Source organism: Brevibacterium sp. MGP-B1, assembly GCF_057766545.1.
On the sequence record NZ_CM173407.1, the window covers coordinates 1,356,986 to 1,376,896 of the forward strand.

Here is a 19,911-nt window from a genome sequence, read left to right on the forward strand (position 1 = left end):
TCCACCCTACCTAAAGTCTCAGCGGGCGGTTTCCACCGCTCTACGCTGGTCACGGGCAGTGCGGGTGCGGCACGTCGCTGTGCCGCCCCACCACCCGTTCTCAATTACTGACATGCACGATCTTAGCATTTGAACCCGACGTCGGTGGGCCGCACGGGTGCCGGCAGCCGCGTCGACCCGGTCAGGAACCGGTCGACTTCCGCGGCCGCGGCACGTCCTTCCGCAATGGCCCAGACGATGAGGGACTGTCCGCGTCCGGCATCGCCGGCGACGAAGACTCCCGGCTGCGCCGCATAGTCCTCGGTCCGTTCGAATGCCCCTCCGGCACCGGCTTCGAGATCGATCTGCGCAGTCTCCGGTCCGCTGAATCCCAGTGCCAGCAGCACGAGATCGGCGGGGATGACGTGCTCGGTGCCCGGTGTCGGGATGCGTCGGCCGTCGGCGAACTGCGTCTGTGCGACTTCGATTCCGCACACCTTGCCCGAGTCGTCTCCGACGAACCGCGTCGTCGAGGCCAGATACCGCCTGGTTCCGCCCTCCTCGTGTGAGGATTGGACCTCGAAGATCCGCGGCACCGTCGGCCACGGCGAGTCGGCACCGCGCTCGACCGGCGGCTGGGCGCCGATGGCCAGGGTAGTCACCGAGGCGGCTCCCTGGCGCAGAGCCGTGCCCAGGCAGTCCGCTCCGGTGTCGCCGCCGCCGATGATGACGACGTGCTTGCCGGCCGCATCGATGAACTGTGCCGAGTCGGCCTCCGAGGACGCCTGTGCCCGGTTGGACGGCACGAGGTAGTCCATCGCGAATTCGATTCCGTCCAGTCCGCGCCCCGACAGCTCCATATCGCGCGGCACGGTGGCTCCGGTGGCCACCAACACCGCGTCGAAGCGGGTCTGCAGTGCGGCGAAGTCGATGTCGCGGCCGATCTCGACTCCGATTTCGAACCGAGTGCCTTCGGCGCGCATCTGGGTCAGGCGGCGGTCGATATGGTGCTTCTCGAGTTTGAAGTCCGGGATGCCGTAGCGCAGCAGTCCGCCGAGGCGGTCCTCGCGTTCGAAGACGACGACAGTGTGCCCGGCTCGGGTCAGCTGCTGCGCGGCGGCGAGTCCAGCCGGTCCGGAGCCGATGACGGCGACGGTGTGCCCGGTGATCCGGTCGGGGACGACGGGGGTGATGAGTCCGGCGGCGAATCCGTCGTCGACGATCGAGACTTCGACCTGCTTGATCGTCACGGCGGGTTGGTTGATGCCGAGCACGCAGGCGTTCTCACACGGTGCCGGGCAAGCCCGGCCGGTGAATTCGGGGAAGTTGTTCGTCGCGTGGAGCAGTTCCACGGCGCGCGACAGCTCCCCGCGATACATGGCGTCGTTGAACTCCGGAATGAGGTTGCCCAGCGGACATCCTTGGTGGCAGAAGGGCACTCCGCAGTCCATGCAGCGGGAAGCCTGTCGGCGCAGCTGTGCCGGATCACCCTTTTCGTAGACCTCGGAGTAGTCCATGAGCCGGATCGGCACGGGCCTACGGGCAGGGAGTTCGCGTTCGGTGGTGGTGAGGAATCCTCGCGGATCAGCCATGTGCGGCCTCCAGAATGGTCTGCCAGGTGTTCTCGGAGTCGGCGGTTTCGCCGCTGTTCTCGAGTTCTTCCTGGATGTCTTTGATTCGCGCATAGGCGACGGGAATGATCTTGGTGAAACGGGACAGGATGTCCTGGCCGCGGTCGAGTCCGGCCAGCAGTTCGCCGGCCAGCGGAGAACCGGTCGCCGCGACATGGTCGCTCAGCAGTCTCTGCAGGATCGGCACGTCGGCGTCGCCGATGCCGCCGAATCTGAAGACGCCCGCTGCTCGTTCCTTCGGGTTGAGTCGACTGGGGTTGAAGTCGAGGACGAAGGCCGTGCCTCCGGACATCCCGGCCGCGAAGTTGCGTCCGGTGGGTCCGAGGATGACCGCCACTCCCCCGGTCATGTATTCGAGTCCGTGGTCTCCGATGCCTTCGACGACGGCTTCGACGCCCGAGTTGCGCACGAGGAATCTCTCGCCGACCGTCCCGGACAAGAATATCGACCCGGACGTCGCTCCGTAGCCGATGACGTTGCCGGCGATGACGTTGTGTTCCGGTCGGGTGGAGTTCTCCGGGCGCGGCGCGACGCTGATCGTGCCGCCCGACAGTCCCTTCCCGACGTAGTCATTGGCGTCGCCGCGCAGATCGATGCTCACACCGCGCGGCATGAAGGCGCCCAGGGACTGGCCGGCCGTGCCGTTCAGGGATACGCGCACGGTACCCGAGGGCAGCCCGTCCGCACCGTGGGCCTGAGTCACTCGGTGGCCCAGCAGGGTGCCGACCGACCGGTCCGTATTCTCCACCTCGGCGTTCAGGTGCACCGGGGAGCCGGCAGCGACAGCCGCTCCCGCCTGCTCCAGCAGTCGAACGTCGAGTTCGCCCGCGAAGTCACGTGGTGTGCGCGTCTGGCTCACCCTCGCCGAGGCGGGAGCACCGTCGAGATCGGTCGGAACCGTCAGGATCGGGGTCAGGTCGAGATCCAGTCCCGAGGCGGCCGCCCGATCTGCGTCGATGCGCAGACGTTCGACGGCACCGATCGCCTCGTCGAGGCTGCGCAGTCCCAGCTGTGCGAGGTAGCCGCGGACCTCCTCGGCGATGAAGGTGAAGAAGTTCACGACGTGGTCGGCCTGACCGTGGAACCGTTCGCGCAGCTTCGGGTTCTGCGTGGCCACGCCGACCGGGCAGGTGTCCTGGTGGCAGACCCGCATCATGATGCATCCGGAGACGACGAGGGCGGTGGTGGCGAAGCCGAATTCCTCGGCCCCGAGCAGGGCGGCGATGATGACGTCGCGGCCGGTCTTCAGCTGCCCGTCGACCTGGACGCTGATCCGCTCGCGCAGACCGTTGAGCACAAGGGTCTGCTGGGCTTCTGCCAGTCCGAGCTCCCACGGGGTTCCGGCATGTTTGAGCGAGTTGAGCGGGCTGGCGCCCGTGCCCCCGTCATGGCCGGAGATGAGCACGACATCGGCTCCGGCCTTCGCCACACCGGCGGCCACAGTCCCGACTCCGATTCCGGAGACGAGTTTGACGTGGACGCGGGCGGCCGCATTGGCTCGACCGAGGTCGTGGATGAGCTGAGCGAGGTCTTCGATGGAATAGATGTCGTGGTGCGGCGGCGGCGAGATGAGGCCGACTCCGGGAGTGGCGTGGCGGGTCTTCGCGATCCACGGGTACACCTTCTCCCCCGGCAGCTGACCGCCTTCACCGGGTTTGGCGCCTTGGGCCATCTTGATCTGCAGGTCGTCGGCGGCGGTGAGGTAGTGGCTGGTGACACCGAACCGACCGGAGGCGATCTGCTTGATCGCCGACCGACGCTCCGGGTCGAGCAGGCGCTCGGTGTCCTCGCCGCCCTCGCCCGTATTCGACTTTCCGCCGATCCGGTTCATCGCGATCGCCAGCGTCTCGTGTGCTTCGGCCGACAGCGAGCCGTAGCTCATCGCCCCGGTGGAGAACCGACGCATGATGGCTTCGGCGGGTTCGACTTCGGAGATGTCGATCGGTCCCGATTCGGTCGGGACCAGGTCGAAGAGCCCGCGCAGAGTCATCAGCTCGGCGGACTGTTCGTCGACGGCACGCGTGTACTGCCGGAAGATGTCAAAACGACCGGTGGCCGTCGAATGCTGCAGTTTGAAGATCGTCTCCGGGTTGAACAGGTGCCCTGGGCCTTCCCTCCGCCACTGGAATTCTCCGCCGACGAGCAGGTTCCGGTGCGCCGGACGCGGATGGTCCTCACGATAGGCATCGGCGTGCCGCGCCGTCGTCTCGGCCGCGATGTCGTCCAGCGTCTTGCCGCCGAGCTGATGCGGGGTCGAGGTGAAGTGCTCATCGATGACCGAATCCGCCAGTCCGAGAGCCTCGAAGGTCTGCGCCCCGTGGTAGGACTGGACGGTCGAGATGCCCATCTTCGACATGATCTTCAGCAGACCCTTATTCAGCGCCGTGAGCACATTGGCCACGGCCGCCTCGGCGCTGATGCCGCGGATCCGTTCGGACCTGACAAGATCCTCGGCCGATTCCATGAGCAGGTACGGGTTGACCGCCGAGGCACCGAAGGACACGAGCGTGGCCGCATGGTGGACCTCGCGGACGTCCCCGGCCTCGACGATGATGCTCACCTGGGTGCGGCTGCGCTCGCGGACGAGGTGGTGGTGCAGGGCGGAGGTGAGAAGCAGCGACGGGATCGGCGCATATTCCGAGTTCGACTCCCGGTCCGTGAGGATGAGGAACACTGCGCCGTCGGCGACCGCGGCGCTCGCCTCCGCGCACAGGTCGGCGAGACGAGAAGCCATCGCGTCCTCACCGGCGCCGACCGGGTACAGACCCGACAGCGTCACCGAGGGGCGGGTGATTCCTTCGCCGAGATGGCTGCCGGACAGGTGCGCGATCGCCGTGAGCTCGTCGTTGTCGATCACCGGCCGCTCGAGCAGGATATGGGCGGAGTCCGGCCCAGTGGAGCACAGCAGGTTGCCTTCGCGGCCGATTCCCGCCGACATGCTCGTGACGATGTCCTCGCGGATGGAGTCCAGCGGCGGGTTCGTCACTTGGGCGAAGTTCTGGTGGAAGTGGTCGAAGAGCAGCCGGGGGCGTGTGCTCAGCGCCGCGATCGCGGTGTCGCTGCCCATCGCGCCCAACGGCTCGGCCCCGGTTTCGGCCATCGGGGCGATGAGCACTCGCAGCTCTTCCTCCGTGTATCCGAAGGTCCGCTGCCGTCTCCGCACCGAGGCACCGGGGTGGCTGACGTGGACGCGGGTGGGCAGTTCGGCCAGTCGGGTGGCCGAGGCGTCGACCCATTCCCGGTAGGGATGTTCGGTGGCGAGGCTGTTCTTGATCTCCGTATCGGAGATGATGCGTCCGGCCTCCACATCGACGAGGAACATCCTGCCGGGGGTCAGTCGTCCGCGGGCAGTGACTTCGGCTTCGGGCAGGTCGACGACTCCGGATTCGCTGGCGAGCACGACAGTGTCCTCGGTCATGATGTACCGGGCCGGGCGCAGGCCGTTGCGGTCGAGCACGGCTCCGGCGAGCCGGCCGTCGGTGAAGGCGACGCAGGCCGGCCCGTCCCAGGGCTCCATGAGCAGCGAGTGGTATTCGTAGAAGGCCCGCCGCTCCTCGGACATGGCCGGGTTGTTCTCCCAGGCTTCGGGAATCATCATCAGCATGGCCTGCGGCAGCGACCGGCCGGAGGCGACCATGAGTTCGAGGACCGAGTTGAAAGAGGCGGAGTCCGAGGCTCCGGCCGGAATGATCGGGAAGATCCGCTCGAGTCCCTTGGACGTCCCTGCGACCGGAGATTCGAGGAGGTCGCTGGCCAGGGCGGATTCGCGTGCCTGCATCCAGTTCCGGTTGCCGCGCACCGTGTTGATCTCGCCGTTGTGGGCGATCGTGCCGAACGGCTGTGCCAGCTGCCAGGAGGGAAAGGTGTTCGTGGAGAACCGGGAATGGACGAGAGCGATCGCCGAGGTGAGGCGTTCGTCGCCGAGTTCGGTGAAGAAACGGTCGAGCTGGGCGGTGGAGAGCATTCCTTTGAACGTCAGCGTCGTCGGCGACAGCGACGGGAAGTAGAGGCCGGCGTTGTCGAGTCGCTTCCGCACGATGAACGCCCGGCGAGCGAGATCGTTCTCATCACGGGCGGGATGGTTCTCATCACAGCCGAAGAACACGTAGCGCATGGACGGCATGGTCTCGGCGGCGATCCGACCGAGCACTCCGGGGTCGACGGCCGCGGATTCCACGTGGAGGACCTGCAGTCCTTCTTCCGCGGCGATCCTGGACACGAGTGCGTCCTGGTCGACGCCCGCGGCGTCAACGCTGAAATCAGGCTGCGTCTCCGCGGTGAGCGGGGCGGTGACAGCGTTGAGATCGGCGGCGTAGTCCTGAGCGAAGAAGCCGATGCCCATGGCATAGCTGCCCGGCGCCGGAAGTGAGATTCCGGATTCGCAGAGAACAGCTGCGAAGTAGTCGTGCGGGATCTGGATGGTCAGTCCGGCACCGTCTCCGGTCCCGTCGTCGGAACCGATTCCGCCGCGGTGTTCGAGCCTGCGCAGAGCGTCGAGTGCCTGGGTGATGACCGTGTGGTCGGCTCCGCCCCTGTAACGGGCGATGAGGGCCAGACCGCAGTTGTCGTGTTCGAGCGCCGGATCGTAGAGCCCGGTGCGGCCAGGTGGGGCCGTGGTCTTGGGGGTCGACTGAGCGCTGTGGTTCATATGCTGCCTTCTCGGTGTTGAGTGCTTCCCGAAAAGACGGCGCTGTCCTCTGCGGTTTGGACGAGCCCGGAAAGGGTGTTTCCGGACCCGGCTGTGAGATGACTCTCACAGCCGGAGTATCAACTTACACCATGTGCAATTTGAGAAAAAGCAGAAAAAGGAACGAACTGCGAACCTATTTGTCTTGAGTTTCGGACATTCGAGGGTTTTCGTCATGCGCTGCGGGGGCTGATTTGCCACGCACATCCGGCACGATCGAGATCGCCGAGGTGACCGCTCCGAAGAATCCGAAGCTGTGGCGACCGCTGAGATCGATTCCGGATTCGTCCTCGGGCTCCGAGTCGTCCGGTGCGGCGCCATTCGGGGTGCTGCCCACTGTCGCAGACGCCGCCTCGTCGGCGTCTGCATGGCGCGCAGAAGCACCGGCAGTCGAGTCGGAAGCCGCGGCGGGTGACGCGGTTACGGTCGAGCGCCGTGGTGTCGGTGCCCCGGTGCCGTCGTGACCGTGTGCGGCGTCCGGGTCGGCCACCCTGGCTACGGACGGCAGCGGGGCTCCGGAGGCTGCGGCCGCCTCGGCGATATTGGGTGCATTGATCTCAAAGGTGTGCTTTCCGCGGCGATGGCGGCGCAGCAGGGTCCGGGACCCGCGCATGTAGACACCGGTCTCGTAGGTGCGGTGACGCAGGCGGGACACGATGAGCCAGCCGAGGCCGATGAGCAGGGCGAGGATGGCCGTCCACACGTTGAATGGCAGTCCGAGGAGCAGGCGCGCGTCCTCGGCGGCGGGCGTGCCGATCCGCAGGGCCTCGAGCAGAATCCGGCCGAGGCCGAACAGGCACAGATACAGGGCGAAGACCTGTCCGTAGCCGAGCCGGAGGCGTTTGGACACGATGATGAGGACAATACAGGCGATGAGGTTCCACGCCGATTCGGTGAGCACCGTGACCAGTTCGAGGCGACCGTCGAACCAATCGCTGAAGGCTCCGGCGACGTGGCCGAGGATGAGGCCCGGTGCGACCGAGTCGAGCAGCGGTCGGAACCTGATGCCTTGGATGCGGGTGAGCACCCAGACGGAGAGGAAGCCGAGGATGGTGGCGCCCCAGAAGCTGAATCCGCCGTCCCAGACGGCCAGCGCCCGCAGCGGGCTGCCGTCGGGGCCGAAGTAGGTGTCCGGCGCCGAGAGCAGATGTCCGAGGCGTCCGCCGATGATTGCCGCAGGCAGACCGACGACCGTGATGGCCCACAGGTCTCCCTTATGGCCGCCGCGGGCGCGCCATTGGATGCCTGTCATCCACAGCGCGAGTCCGATGCCGAGGACGGTGAAGACGACCCATGCCGGGCTGAAGCTCATGCACACCCTTCTGCGAGCTCGGCGGCGAGGCGACCGACTCCGGCCACTCCTTCGGAGTCCAGCGCCCGGACGAGGGCGGAGCCGACGATGACGCCGTCGGCGTATTCGGCGACCTCGGCCGCCTGTTCGCGGTTAGACACGCCGAGGCCGACGCAGGCGCGTTCGGCTCCGGCTTCCTTCAGCCGGGCGACGAGATCACGCGCATGGTTGTCGACTTCGGAGCGGACGCCGGTGACACCCATGGTCGAGGCGGCGTAGACGAATCCGGAGCTGTGCTCGACGATTCGGGCCAGTCGCTCGGGCGTCGACGAGGGTGCGGCGAGGAAGATGCGGTCGAGGTCGTGCTTCTCGGAGGCTGCCAGCCACGGTCCTGCCTCATCGGGAATGAGGTCGGGAGTGACGATTCCGCCGCCTCCGGCCGAGGCGAGGTCGCGGGCGAAGCTGTCGACGCCGTACTGGAGCACGAGGTTCCAGTAGCTCATGACGACGGCGGTGCCGCCGGCTTCGGCGATGGCTTCGACTGCGGTGAAGACATCGGAGGTGCGCACACCGTTGTCCAGTGCCGCCTCACCGGCGCGCTGGATGACGGGTCCGTCCATTCCGGGGTCGGAGTACGGCAGGCCGACCTCGATGATGTCGACGCCGTTGCGGACGAGTTCGACCATCGCCTCTGTCGAACCGGCCACGGTCGGGAAGCCGACGGGCAGGTAGGCGATGAGTGCGGCCTTGCGGCCCGCCTCGGCGACGGCGTCGAGGGTGGTTCCTGTGCGTGGACCTGAGTGCGTCATACCTGCACCGCTCCTTCGTCGATGTAGTCGAACCATTTCGCGGCGGTCGTCATATCTTTGTCGCCGCGGCCGGAGAGATTGACCAGCAGGACCGCGTCGGGTCCGAGCTCACGGCCGATGCGCATGGCTCCGGCCAGGGCGTGAGCGGATTCGATGGCGGGGATGATGCCCTCCGTGCGGGAGAGCAGTCGCATGGCCTCCATCGCCTCCTCGTCGACGACGGGTTCGTACGTCACGCGCCCGGTGTCGTGGAGGTGGGAGTGCTCGGGGCCGACCGATGGGTAGTCGAGTCCGGCGGAGACCGAGTGGGAGGCCTGCGTCTGACCGTCGGCATCCTGGAGGATGTAGGTGGCTGAGCCGTGGAGGACACCGGGTCGTCCGCCGGAGAACCGGGCGGCGTGATGGCCGGAGTCGACTCCTTCGCCGCCGGCTTCGAAGCCGAAGATCTTCACGTCCGCGTCGCCGAGGAAGGCGGCGAAGAGTCCCATCGCGTTCGATCCGCCGCCGACGCAGGCGCAGACGGCGTCGGGCAGGCGACCGGCCATGTCCTGGATCTGTTCGCGGGCTTCGACGCCGATGACGTTCTGGAAGGAGCGGACCATCGCCGGGAACGGGTGAGGACCGGCGACCGTGCCGATGACATAGTGGGTGTCATCGACGTTGGCCACCCAGTCGCGCATGGCTTCGTTCATCGCGTCCTTGAGAGTGCGGGTGCCGTTGGTCACGGCGTTGACCGTGGCTCCGAGCAGACGCATGCGCGCGACGTTGAGGGCCTGACGCTGAGTGTCCTCCTCGCCCATGTAGACCACGCAGGACATGTCGAGCAGGGCCGCGGCGGTCGCCGTGGCGACGCCGTGCTGTCCGGCTCCGGTCTCGGCGATGAGACGGGTCTTGCCCATCCGCTTGGCCAGCAGAGCCTGAGCCAGGGCGTTGTTGATCTTGTGGCTGCCCGTGTGGTTGAGGTCTTCGCGTTTGAGGAACACTCGGACGCCGCCGCAGTGCTCGGCGAAGCGAGTGGCCTCGGTGAGCAGAGAGGGCCGGCCGATGTAGCTGCGCTGCAGAGTGAGGAGTTCGTCGGTGAAGGCCGGATCCACCTGGGATTTGCGCCAGGTCTCTTCGATCTCGTCGAGTGCCGGGATCAGCGCTTCGGGGATGAACCTGCCTCCGAACTCGCCGAAGTACGGTCCGGTCTCCTCGCTCAAATCGGTCATTGCGGTCCTTCTCGATCTCCTCGTGGCGCCGGCCTGCGGGGCGGAGAGACTCCGCCTCACCGGACGCCGGAATGGGTGCAGTGTCAGCCCATCGTCGGCCACGTGCAGCGGCCGACGCGGACGGGGTTCAGGATGCGGACAGGGAGCGGCGTTCCCGGCCGAGTGCGGTGTACTCCTCGACTGCGGCTCGCGGACGGCCCCCGGTGACGAGGGCTTCGCCGACGAGCACGAGGTCGGCTCCGGAGTCCGCATACTTCGACACCTCGGCGGCTCCGGTGACGCCGGACTCGGCCACGAGGGTGCAGCCGGCGGGAGCGAGTTCGGCCAGGGGCGCGAACCGGTCGGTGTCGACGCTGAGATCCTTGAGGTTGCGGGTGTTCACGCCGATGAGTTCGGCACCGAGTTCCGTCGCGGTCTCCAGCTCTTCGCGATTGTGGGTCTCGACGAGCGCCGTCATCCCCAGTTCCGTGGCCAGGGCATGGAACTCGCCCAGCTGCACGGGATCGAGTGCTGCGACGATGAGCAGAACGATGTCCGCGCCATGAGCGCGGGCCTCATGGAACTGATATTCGTCGACCATGAAGTCCTTGCGCAGGACCGGGATGTCCACGGCCGCGCGCACCGAGTCGAGGTCGGCGAGACTGCCGTTGAAGCGGCGGGATTCCGTGAGCACGCTGATGGCCCGGGCTCCCCCGGCGGCGTACAGACCGGCGAGCGTGCCCGGGTCGGGGATCTCGGCGAGGTCACCGCGGGAGGGTGACTTCCGCTTGACCTCGGCGATGACGCCGAAGTCGGCGGACAGGTCGAAGGGGCGGACCGGTTCGGCCGCAGCGGCCCGCGCGGTGATCTCGCTCAGCGGAACCTCGTTCCGGCGTGCCTGCAGATCTTCCCGCACGCCGGAGATGATGTCGATGAGGACTGTCATTTCTTCTTCGGCTTGTTGCCCAGTCCGATGGCGCGCAGGATCAGGCCGACGACGACGCCGAGGGCGACGATGCCGATGGAGATGTAGGTGATCGTGGGGTTGTGGATCGTGAATCCCACACAGCCGACCGTGACGCCGATGAGCATGATGACGACTCCGGTCCATCCCGCCACCGAGTTGCCGTGACCGGGATCGGCGATCGCTGCGTAGTCGATCGTGGATTTGTCGAGATCTGCGGCTCCGTTGCGGGCGAGGGACTGCGACATGGCGCTCCTTTGTGTGAGTGCGTGACACGCGTGTGGAATCTTTCCTCCATTGTGTCACGCTTCTTCGGCTGACCGGACACCGACCCGGTCACAAGGTCATTTCGAATCCGGGTCGGTGTCCGGGTCAGTCGACGTTTCGTCGTCGGGCGCGTCTTCGACGTCTTCCCCGCGGGACAGTGCGTCCCAGGTCGCGGCGGAATCGAATTCCCCGGAGGCGGATTCGGCCGTGCGGGCGTAGCGGTTTGAGTTCGTCCACCCGTTCGAGGCGACGGCGACCCAGACGATGCCGATGACGCCGATGCCTGCGGCCACTGCGGCGATGATCGCCCAGGAAGTGGCTCCCGGCGCCGAGGCGGCGCTCAGTGCAGTGATCCCGTAGCCGATTCCGGCGATTCCGGCCAGTCCCAGGACGACGAAGCGTCCGATCCGCCCGAGCATTGCGGCGAGCAGTCCCGAGACCGCGATGATCGCCACACACGCGGTGGCCACGGGTGAGGTCTGGGAGCTCGGGTCCTCGGTGACCTTCGCCACTCCGCTGGGTCCGAGCGTGTCGCCTCCCGCACCGGCCTGCCAGGCGGAGATGGTCAGCGCCCACAGGGCAGCGGCGATGACGAGGATGATGAGGACTCCGCGTGATTTCGTCATGGCCTCACCTCTGACTTCCCTCCGCCGCATCCAATGCGTCGGCCGCGGCGGCGGCACGCAGCACTGCTGCGGCCTTGTTCTCGGATTCCTGGTACTCGGTCTCGGGCACGGAGTCGGCGACGAGTCCGCCTCCGGCGTAGACGCTCATCGTGCCGTTCCGGAGCACCCCGGTGCGGATGGCGATGGCGAGGTCGAGGTCGCCGGTGAAGGACATATAGCCGACCACTCCCCCGTAGATTCCACGTCCGACGGGTTCGAGTTCGTCGATGATCTGCAGCGCCCGGGGTTTGGGCGCACCCGACAGCGTGCCGGCGGGGAACGTCGCCCGCAGCACATCGATGGCGGTGGTTCCGGATTCGAGTTCGCCGCGCACGGTCGAGCTGATGTGCATGATGTGGCTGTAGCGGACGATGTCCATGAACTCGCTGACGTCGATGGTTCCGGCCGCGCAGACCTTCGCCAGGTCGTTGCGGGCGAGGTCGACGAGCATGAGGTGCTCGGCTCGTTCCTTCTCATCGGCCAGGAGCTCTCGGGCCAGGGAGTCATCGGCTTCCGGTGTGGCCCCGCGGGGGCGGGAACCGGCGATCGGGTGGGTGACCACCTCTCCCGACCGGACGGTCACGAGCGCTTCGGGTGAGGAGCCGATGATGCTCACCGGTTCCCCTCCGTCGTCATGGAGGTTGAGCAGATACATGAAGGGGCTCGGGTTCGCGTGCCGCAGCATCCGGTACACGCTCAGCGCATCGGCCTCGCACGGTGTGTCGAAGCGCTGGCCGATGACGACCTGGAAGATCTCACCGTCGACGATCTTCTGCTTCGCCGTCTCCACACCGTCGAGGTACACCTGTGGCTGGGTGCGGGTGGACACCTCGGGGTCGGCCTTCCGGGGGCGCAGGACATCTGCCGGGCTGGGCTGCTGCAGACGCTCGCACATCGCGGCGATGCGGGCGACTCCCGAGGCGTGGGCGTCGTCGATGCCGGTATCGGCGCCGTTGACGTTGAATACGTTGGCCACGAGGGTGACCATTCCCGAATAGTGGTCGAAGACGGCGATGTCGCCGGGGATCATCAGCTGCACTGTCGGCAGGTGGTGTTCGTTGGGCCGCGGCGGCCCGAGCTTCTCGAAGCGACGGACGATGTCCCAACCGAAGTAGCCGACGAAGCTGGAGACCATGGGCGGCAGCTCCGATTCCGCTTCGGCCACGGCGAGGAGGTCGAGAGTGGCGGTGACCGCGTCGAGGACGTCGCCGTCGGTGGGGACGCCGACCGGAGGGGTGCCGGTCCAGTGCAATCCGTCTTCAGTCGAGATGAGGGTGGCCACCGGTGCCGAGCCGATGAAGGAGTACCTGGCCCAGGATCCGGCGACGGCGGATTCGAAGAGGAAGCTGCCCGGTCCGCCGTCGGTGAGTTTGCGGTAGAGGCTCAGCGGGGTCTCCGAGTCCGCAAGCACCTGGGTGTGGACCGGCACCAGGCGATGGTCGGCGCCGAGGGCGCGGAACTCGTCGAGGCTGGGTCGGATCGGCAGGTCGGTGGGGTTCGCCGCTGGGTCAGTCGACACTGATGGTCCTTCCGGTGAAGCAGGTCGGGGTGTTCGTATGGCAGGCGGGTCCGGTCTGGTCGACGAGCATGAGCAGGGCGTCGGCATCACAGTCGAGACTGAGCGAGCGGACGTGCTGGACATGACCCGAGGTCTCCCCCTTCACCCAGTATTCCTGCCGGGATCGGGACCAGTAGGTGGCCCGGTTCGTCTCCAGTGTGCGGGAGACGGCTTCGACGTCCATCCACGCGAGCATGAGCACCTCTCTGCTCGTGGCCTCTTGGACGATGACAGGGATGAGCCCGTCGTCGTTCGTTCGGATGATCTCCCGCCAGTTCTCCGGAGTCGCGTCGATGTCCCTGCTCATCGGACGTCGATTCCCTCCGCGCGCAGGGCGTCCTTGACCTCGGCGATGCTCAGGGTGCCGAAGTGGAAGACGCTGGCAGCCAACAGGGCGTCGGCTCCGGCTTCCACTGCCGGAGCGAAGTGTTCGACCTTTCCGGCGCCGCCCGAGGCGATGAGCGGTACGTCGACGGCGGCGCGGGCGGCGCGGATGAGTTCGAGGTCGAACCCCTCGCGTGTGCCGTCGGCGTCGATGGAGTTGAGCAGGATCTCGCCGACCCCGCGGTCGGCGGCTTCCCGGATCCAGTCGATGGCGCAGCGGCCGGTGCCTTCGCGGCCGCCGCGAGTGGTGACCTCGAAGCCGGATTCCGTGCTCGCGCCCTGTGCGCGCCGTGCGTCGAGGGAGAGGACGAGGACCTGGTTGCCGAAGTGTCGGGAGATCTCGCTGATGAGTTCCGGGTTCTTCACCGCCGAGGTGTTGACCGAGACCTTGTCGGCTCCGTCGCGCAGGAGCCGGTCGACGTCGGCGACGCTGCGGATCCCTCCGCCGACGGTGAGCGGGATGAAGACCTCTTCGGCGCAGGCGCGGACGACGTCGTGGACGGTCTCCCGGTCACCGCTGCTGGCCGTGACATCGAGGAAAGTGAGTTCGTCGGCTCCGGACTCGCCGTAGCGGCGGGCGAGCTCGACGGGATCGCCGGCGTCCCTGAGGTCGGCGAACTTCACTCCCTTGACGACGCGTCCGCCGTCCACGTCCAGACAGGGGATGACTCTGACAGCTACCACGCAGTCCTCCTAGATTCCCAGGCCCCGGTAGCGATCCATTCGGCGGGCCAGGCGCCTGGCCGAAGGTTCGCGCATGAGCGAGATGAGTTCGTATTCGAGTGTCTCACCGACCCTGGCGACGAAGTCGAGCGGTTCGTCGCTGGCGTCGGAATGTTCGGCGATAATTCGGTCGACGACTCCGTTGGCCTGCAGCATGGGAGCGTGCACGCCCTGGCTCTGAGCCATCTCGGCGGCTCTCTCGGTCGTGCGGTGCACGATCGCCGAGGCGCCTTCGGGCGGCAGGGGCGAGAGCCAGCCGTGTTCGGCGCTGAGCACCCGATCGGTCGGGATGAGGGCCAGTGCTCCGCCCCCGGATCCCTCACCGAGGATGAGCGAGACGGACGGAGCGTCGAGGTTGGCGAGGTCGGCGAGGCTGCGGGCGATCTCGCCGGCGATGCCGCCTTCTTCGGCTTCCTTCGACAGAGCCGCGCCGGGGGTGTCGATGACGGTCACGAGCGGCAGGTGCAGCTCCGCGGCCAATCGCATTCCGCGTCTGGCCTCACGCAGGGCCGCCGGGCCCATCGGTTCGCGGGAGTCCTGCCGGAATCGGTCCTGGCCAAGGACGATGCACGGTGCGGAACCGAACTTCGCCAGGGCCAGCAGCAGTCCGGGGTCCTTCTCCCCTTCGCCGGTGCCGTTGAGCGGCAGCACGGTGTTCGCTGCGGTGCGCAGCAGATCACGGACCCCGGGTCGTTCGGGGCGACGCGAGCTGGTGATCGCGGCCCAGGCATCGGAGTTCGGGTCGACGCTGTCGGGGGCCGTGTCCGGGTCCGGCACCGAGCTGGGAACCTCCTTGGCGCCCATGAGCACGTCGAGGACGCGGGAGACCGTACCGGCGATGCGTTCGGGTCCGATGACGGCGTCGACGATGCCCATCTTGTGCAGGTTCTCCCCGGTCTGCACGTTCTCCGGAAACTTCTCTCCGTAGATGGCCTCGAATACTCGAGGGCCCAGGAATCCGATGAGGGATCCGGGTTCGGCCACGGTGACGTGCCCCAGCGATCCCCAGGAGGCGAAGACACCTCCGGTGGTGGGATGGCGCAGGTAGACGAGGTAGGGCAGTCCGGCCTTGCGGTGGGCGATGACGGCGTTCGTGATCTTCACCATCGACAGGAAGGCGATGGTGCCCTCCTGCATGCGGGTGCCGCCCGAGGCGGGACCGGCCAGCAGGGGCAGCCCTTCGAGGGTCGCACGTTCGATGGCATCGACGAGGCGTTCGGCCGCGGCCACGCCGATCGACCCGGCGAGGAAGCGGAATTCGCCGGCGATCACGGCCACGCGACGGCCGGCGATGGTGCCTTCGCCGGTGATGATGGATTCGTCGACTCCGGACTTCTGCGCCGCGGCTTCGAGTTCAGCAGCGTAGGCGTCAGAGATCCCGCGGGCGGGCTGGACGGGAGTGGTGTCCCAGGACAGATAGGATCCTTCGTCGAGGACGATGTCGACGAGCTCGAGTGCGTTGAGACGCGTCATGGCGATTCCGTTCAGTTTCCGTCGGCGAGCCACGCCACGATGGATTCCGCGTCTTCGTCGAGCAGCGGCGGGGCATCGTGAGCGGTGCGGGTGGTTTCGACCTCACCGGACGAATCGGAGTCGAAGAAGCGCAGCGGCGGTCCGGGCAGGTCGATGTCGCCCAGCACGGGGTGGTCGACCGAGACCTTGAGTCCCTGGCTGAGTGCCTGCTCCCACTGGTAGACCTCGGGCAGGGTGCGCACCGTGCCGGACGGGATTCCCGCCTCGGTGAGCCTGTTCAGCAGATCGGCTGCGTCGTAGGCAGAGAAGCGGTCTTCGATGAGTTCGATGACGGCGGCGCGGTTGTCCACGCGCTCGGAGTTGACGGCCATGCCCGCGGTGGCGGGATCGATGTCGAAGGCAGTGCAGAACTTCTGCCACAGGTTCTCGTTGCCCACGGAGATCTGCACGGCGCCGTCGCGGCAGTTGAAGAGTCCGTAGGGCGACAGCGAAGGGTGGTGGTTGCCGCCGGGCTGCGGTTCCTGACCGGCGACCGTGGCCCGGGTGCCCTGGAAGGCGTGGACGCCGACCATTCCCGCGATGAGCGAGGTGCGCACGACCTTGCCCTTGCCGGTGCGTTCGCGTTCGAGCAGGGCCGCCAGCACGCCGTATGAGCCGTAGATTCCGGCCAGCAGGTCAGCGATCGGCACGCCCACGCGCTGCATATCATCGGGTCCCGAGCCGGTCAGCGACATCAGCCCGGCTTCGCCCTGGGCGATCTGGTCATAGCCGGCGCGGGAGGCTTCCGGACCGTCGTGGCCGAATCCGGTGATGGACAGGATGACCAGGCGCGGGTTGATCTCCATGCAGCGGGCGGTGGAGAAGCCGAGTCGGTCGAGGACACCGGAGCGGAAGTTCTCGATGAGCACATCGGCGCGTGCGATGAGTCCGGTCAGGGTGTCCTTGCCCGTGTCGGATTTGAGGTCGAGGGCGATGGATTCCTTGTTGCGGTTGCACGAGAAGAAGTAGGTGGCCTGAGGATTGTCCGCAGGCCCGACGAAGGGAGGTCCCCACGACCGCGAATCATCGCCCTTGCCGGGGTTCTCGACCTTGATCACCCGCGCGCCGAGATCGCCGAACATCATTCCTGCATGAGGGCCGGCCAGGGCACGAGAGAGATCGACGACGGTGTATCCGGTCAGGGGGCCTGCCTCGGGTGTCTCGTTCGCCATTCCTAATCCTCCTTGAAGTGGGTGCGTCTCTTGATGAGCATACGCAATCGTGCGACCTCCGCATGGGCGCGGCGACCGTCTGCGTGCTGGATCGCCATCACCGCGCAGGTGGTGCCGTCCGTGAGGTCCAACAGGGGCCACGGATCATCGCCCTCGGGTGAGAACGTCACACCGAGGATCTGTCCCCAGTCGAGCCGACGGGTGCGCACCATGTTCTTGACCACCAGACCGTCCTCGGTGGGCCGGGCCTGGATATCGGAGATGCGCAGCAGGGCGGCTCCGAAGAGAATGCCCAGCAGGTTCATCCATATCATGTCGAGCACTGTCCACGGTTCCCAGTCCACGACGAACAGCGCCACGGACAGGACCGCGAACCCAGCGGTCACGGCAACGGCACCGACGATGCTGACGACGCGCACCTGTCGGGGCCGGAACACGGCCAGATCAGATTCGGCAGGCGCCAATGTTCGTCACCAGAATCGCACGCGCCCCGACTCCGTAGAGCCGGTCCATGACGTTGTTGACTTCCTTCGCTTCGACCATGACGCGCACAGCGACCCACCCGGTCTCCTGCAGCGGGGACACGGTCGGGGATTCGAGCCCCGGGGTCAGCGAGATCGCCTCGGGAACCAGGCGCTGTTCGATGTTGTAGTCGACGAGCACGTACTGGCGGGCGACCATGACCGATTCGAGGCGGCGTTTGAGCACGCCGATGCGGGATTCGGCTCCGGCGCGCTGGATGAGCACACCTTCCGATTCGAGCAGCGGCTCGCCGAAGGTTTCGAGTCCCGCGGCGCGCAGCGTGGAGCCGGTCTCGACGACATCGGCGATGGCGTCGGCGACTCCGAGCTGGATGGAGACCTCGATCGCCCCGTCGAGCTGCACGGTGGTTGCCGCGATGCCGCGTCGCTGCAGGTCGGCTTCCACGAGGTTCGGGAAGCTCGTGGCGATGCGGGCACCGGCCAGCTGCTCGGCCGAGGTGAACGAGCCGGCGGTGCCGGCGTAGAAGAAGCGCGAGGCACCGAATCCGAGTCCGAGCACCTCTTCGGCTTCGGCCTGTGACTCGAGCAGCAGGTCACGGCCGGTGATTCCGGCGTCGAGGATTCCGGAGCCGACGTAGATGGCGATGTCGCGGGGACGCAGGTAGAAGAATTCGACTCCGTTGACCTCGTCCTGATGGACCAGGGTCTTGGTTCCGCGTCGAGTGGAGTATCCGGCCTCGCTGAGCATGTCGGAGGCGGCTTCGGACAGTGCGCCCTTGTTGGGCACGGCTACACGCAGCATGGGGTCCCTTTGGAGTTCGATGGCGTCGGGTCGGTCAGGTTCGTGGGAAGGTCTTACAGGTGGGTGTTGACGTCGTCGAGGGTCAGCCCCTTGGCGATCATCATCACCTGCACGTGGTAGAGCAGCTGCGAGATCTCCTCGGCGAGCTCTTCCTTGGATTCGTATTCGGCGGCCATCCACACTTCGGCGGCCTCTTCCACGACCTTCTTGCCGATCGCATGGACTCCGGCGTCGAGTTCGGCCACGGTCTTCGAACCGGTGGGGCGATCGAGGGATTTCTGCTGGAGTTCGGCGTAGAGAGTCTCAAAGGTCTTCACTTCTCCAGCGTAATGCATCCGCATCGGCCGCAGCATTCGGGGTCTCATGTTCTAGAACGCGGCGGGCCGGGTCTCACCGGTGCTGCCGGCGGCTGACCTCAGTCCTCGGGGTCGCGGCCGATGTCGGTGGCCGGACGGTGAGGCGCAGAGATCGTCTGGCGTGACCGTTTCGACCAGTCGATGAGTCCGAGGATGACCATGACGAGGAAGAACAGGTACACGGCTCCGGAGAAGACGAGTCCGCCGGAGATCGCCAGCGGGATGCCGACGAGGTCGACGGCGAGCCAGACGAACCAGAATTCGACGATGGCCCGGCCTTGGGCGTACATGGCCACGATCGAACCGATGAAGATATAGGCGTCGGGGTAGGGGTTCCAGGACCATCCGCCCAGGGCGAGGACCCAGCCGAAGCCTCCGGTGCCGATGACGAGAGCCGCGAGCAGGATCGCCCGTTCCTTCCAGGTCGCCCAGCGGACGAGGACCTCACCGGCGGCAGCCTTGGACTTCTTCCATTGCGTCCATCCCCAGACCGCGGCGACGATGATGACGACCTGTCGCGAGGCGTTGCCGCCGAGGCCGGCGGAGAGGCTGGCGGAGAAGAGGAGGATGGAACCGAGGATCTGCACCGGCCAGGACAGGATGTTCCGGCGCAGCGCCAGGACGACCGTGGCCAGCGCACAGATGTTGCCGAACAGGTCGGAGTACGGCACAGGCTTGCCCAGCAGTTCGAATGCCGGGGTGTTCAACCAGTCGAACAGGTCCATCGCAGGCTCTCTTCAGGTGTGGGCCGTAAGCATAGTTCGGCCCGGTTCGGTCAGTGGGTGTGTGCGGCGGCGAGGGTGCGCAGTTCGCTGATGGCTGCTGCGGCATCGTCGGCACCGTAGACGGCGGAGCCGGCGACGAGGACGTCGGCGCCGGCGTCGACGACACGGTCGATCGTCGAGGCGGAGACTCCCCCGTCGACCTGCAGCTTGATCTCGAGTCCGGCAGCAGAGATCGCTTCGCGGGTCCGCGTGATCTTCGGCAGGCACACGTCGAGGAACTTCTGACCGCCGAATCCGGGTTCGACGGTCATGATGAGGATCTGATCGAATTCGCCGAGGAGGTCGATGAAGGGTTCGATCGGGGTGGCCGGTTTGAGGGCAAGGCTGGCCTTGGCCCCGAGACGGCGCAGTTCCCGGGCGAGACGGACGGGGGCGGCGGCCGCTTCGGCGTGGAAGGTCACCGAGGCGCAGCCGATCTCCGCGTACACGGGAGCGTTGCGGTCGGCATCGGCGATCATGAGGTGGGCGTCGAGCGGGATCGGCGAGATCGCCTGGATGCGTTCGACGACAGGCGGGCCGAAGGTGAGGTTCGGCACGAAATGGTTGTCCATGACGTCGATATGGGCCATATCGGCGGTGCTGATCTTCGTAAGCTCACCGCGCAGATCGGAGAAGTCCGAGGACAGGATGGAGGGGTTGATGTCGATCGCCATG

The 19,911-nt window shown here is 66.8% G+C and carries 18 protein-coding genes; all 18 read right to left on the reverse strand.

Translation table 11 applies throughout. The annotated features are described in order from the left end of the window. Window positions 1–122 precede the first annotated feature (122 nt). Entirely contained in the window at window positions 123–1,571 is a 1,449-nt protein-coding gene (locus AC3CD9_RS06325; RefSeq protein WP_488366844.1) for a glutamate synthase subunit beta, read from the reverse strand. Next, a complete protein-coding gene (gene gltB / locus AC3CD9_RS06330) occupies window positions 1,564–6,258 on the reverse strand; it encodes a glutamate synthase large subunit (protein ID WP_488366845.1) in 4,695 nt (1,564 codons plus the stop codon). Before gltB ends, AC3CD9_RS06325 begins: the two co-directional genes overlap by 8 nt. Before the next feature lie 175 nt (window positions 6,259–6,433). After that, window positions 6,434–7,609: a prolipoprotein diacylglyceryl transferase gene (locus AC3CD9_RS06335; protein ID WP_488366846.1), complete on the reverse strand. Its 1,176-nt coding sequence runs from the start codon at window positions 7,607–7,609 to the stop codon at window positions 6,434–6,436. After that, window positions 7,606–8,397, reverse strand: coding sequence for a tryptophan synthase subunit alpha (trpA, locus tag AC3CD9_RS06340; protein ID WP_488366847.1), 792 nt, complete (start codon window positions 8,395–8,397; stop codon window positions 7,606–7,608). Before trpA ends, AC3CD9_RS06335 begins: the two co-directional genes overlap by 4 nt. Beyond that, window positions 8,394–9,608 (reverse strand): tryptophan synthase subunit beta, encoded by a 1,215-nt coding sequence (gene trpB, locus AC3CD9_RS06345; protein ID WP_488366848.1) that lies wholly within the window; start codon window positions 9,606–9,608, stop codon window positions 8,394–8,396. Before trpB ends, trpA begins: the two co-directional genes overlap by 4 nt. A gap of 127 nt (window positions 9,609–9,735) precedes the next feature. Beyond that, on the reverse strand, window positions 9,736–10,533 hold the full coding sequence (gene trpC / locus AC3CD9_RS06350) for an indole-3-glycerol phosphate synthase TrpC (protein WP_488366850.1): 798 nt from the start codon (window positions 10,531–10,533) through the stop codon (window positions 9,736–9,738). Next, entirely contained in the window at window positions 10,530–10,799 is a 270-nt protein-coding gene (locus AC3CD9_RS06355; RefSeq protein WP_139467314.1) for an HGxxPAAW family protein, read from the reverse strand. The genes trpC and AC3CD9_RS06355 overlap by 4 nt, the downstream gene beginning before the upstream one ends. Window positions 10,800–10,895: 96 nt before the next feature. Beyond that, window positions 10,896–11,444, reverse strand: coding sequence for a Trp biosynthesis-associated membrane protein (locus tag AC3CD9_RS06360; protein ID WP_139467315.1), 549 nt, complete (start codon window positions 11,442–11,444; stop codon window positions 10,896–10,898). 4 nt (window positions 11,445–11,448) lie between these two features. Continuing rightward, complete coding sequence (gene trpE, locus AC3CD9_RS06365) at window positions 11,449–13,089, reverse strand: anthranilate synthase component I (protein ID WP_488366852.1); 1,641 nt, start codon at window positions 13,087–13,089, stop codon at window positions 11,449–11,451. Then, window positions 12,992–13,348, reverse strand: a complete 357-nt coding sequence (hisI, locus tag AC3CD9_RS06370; RefSeq protein WP_488366853.1) for a phosphoribosyl-AMP cyclohydrolase — start codon at window positions 13,346–13,348, stop codon at window positions 12,992–12,994. Before hisI ends, trpE begins: the two co-directional genes overlap by 98 nt. Next, complete coding sequence (hisF, locus tag AC3CD9_RS06375; RefSeq protein ID WP_139467318.1) at window positions 13,345–14,109, reverse strand: imidazole glycerol phosphate synthase subunit HisF; 765 nt, start codon at window positions 14,107–14,109, stop codon at window positions 13,345–13,347. The genes hisI and hisF overlap by 4 nt, the downstream gene beginning before the upstream one ends. A gap of 9 nt (window positions 14,110–14,118) precedes the next feature. Then, window positions 14,119–15,621: a carboxyl transferase domain-containing protein gene (locus AC3CD9_RS06380; protein ID WP_488366854.1), complete on the reverse strand. Its 1,503-nt coding sequence runs from the start codon at window positions 15,619–15,621 to the stop codon at window positions 14,119–14,121. A gap of 11 nt (window positions 15,622–15,632) precedes the next feature. Beyond that, complete coding sequence (locus tag AC3CD9_RS06385) at window positions 15,633–16,832, reverse strand: CaiB/BaiF CoA transferase family protein (RefSeq protein WP_488366855.1); 1,200 nt, start codon at window positions 16,830–16,832, stop codon at window positions 15,633–15,635. A 2-nt stretch (window positions 16,833–16,834) separates the two neighbouring features. Next, window positions 16,835–17,269 (reverse strand): PH domain-containing protein, encoded by a 435-nt coding sequence (locus AC3CD9_RS06390; RefSeq protein ID WP_229663936.1) that lies wholly within the window; start codon window positions 17,267–17,269, stop codon window positions 16,835–16,837. 7 nt (window positions 17,270–17,276) lie between these two features. Further along, entirely contained in the window at window positions 17,277–18,116 is an 840-nt protein-coding gene (gene hisG / locus AC3CD9_RS06395; protein ID WP_488366856.1) for an ATP phosphoribosyltransferase, read from the reverse strand. A gap of 53 nt (window positions 18,117–18,169) precedes the next feature. Continuing rightward, complete coding sequence (locus tag AC3CD9_RS06400) at window positions 18,170–18,433, reverse strand: phosphoribosyl-ATP diphosphatase (protein WP_488366857.1); 264 nt, start codon at window positions 18,431–18,433, stop codon at window positions 18,170–18,172. A gap of 98 nt (window positions 18,434–18,531) precedes the next feature. After that, a complete protein-coding gene (locus AC3CD9_RS06405; protein WP_488366858.1) occupies window positions 18,532–19,197 on the reverse strand; it encodes a nicotinamide mononucleotide transporter family protein in 666 nt (221 codons plus the stop codon). A gap of 50 nt (window positions 19,198–19,247) precedes the next feature. Continuing rightward, complete coding sequence (gene rpe, locus AC3CD9_RS06410) at window positions 19,248–19,910, reverse strand: ribulose-phosphate 3-epimerase (RefSeq protein WP_488366859.1); 663 nt, start codon at window positions 19,908–19,910, stop codon at window positions 19,248–19,250. Window position 19,911: the final 1 nt, after the last annotated feature.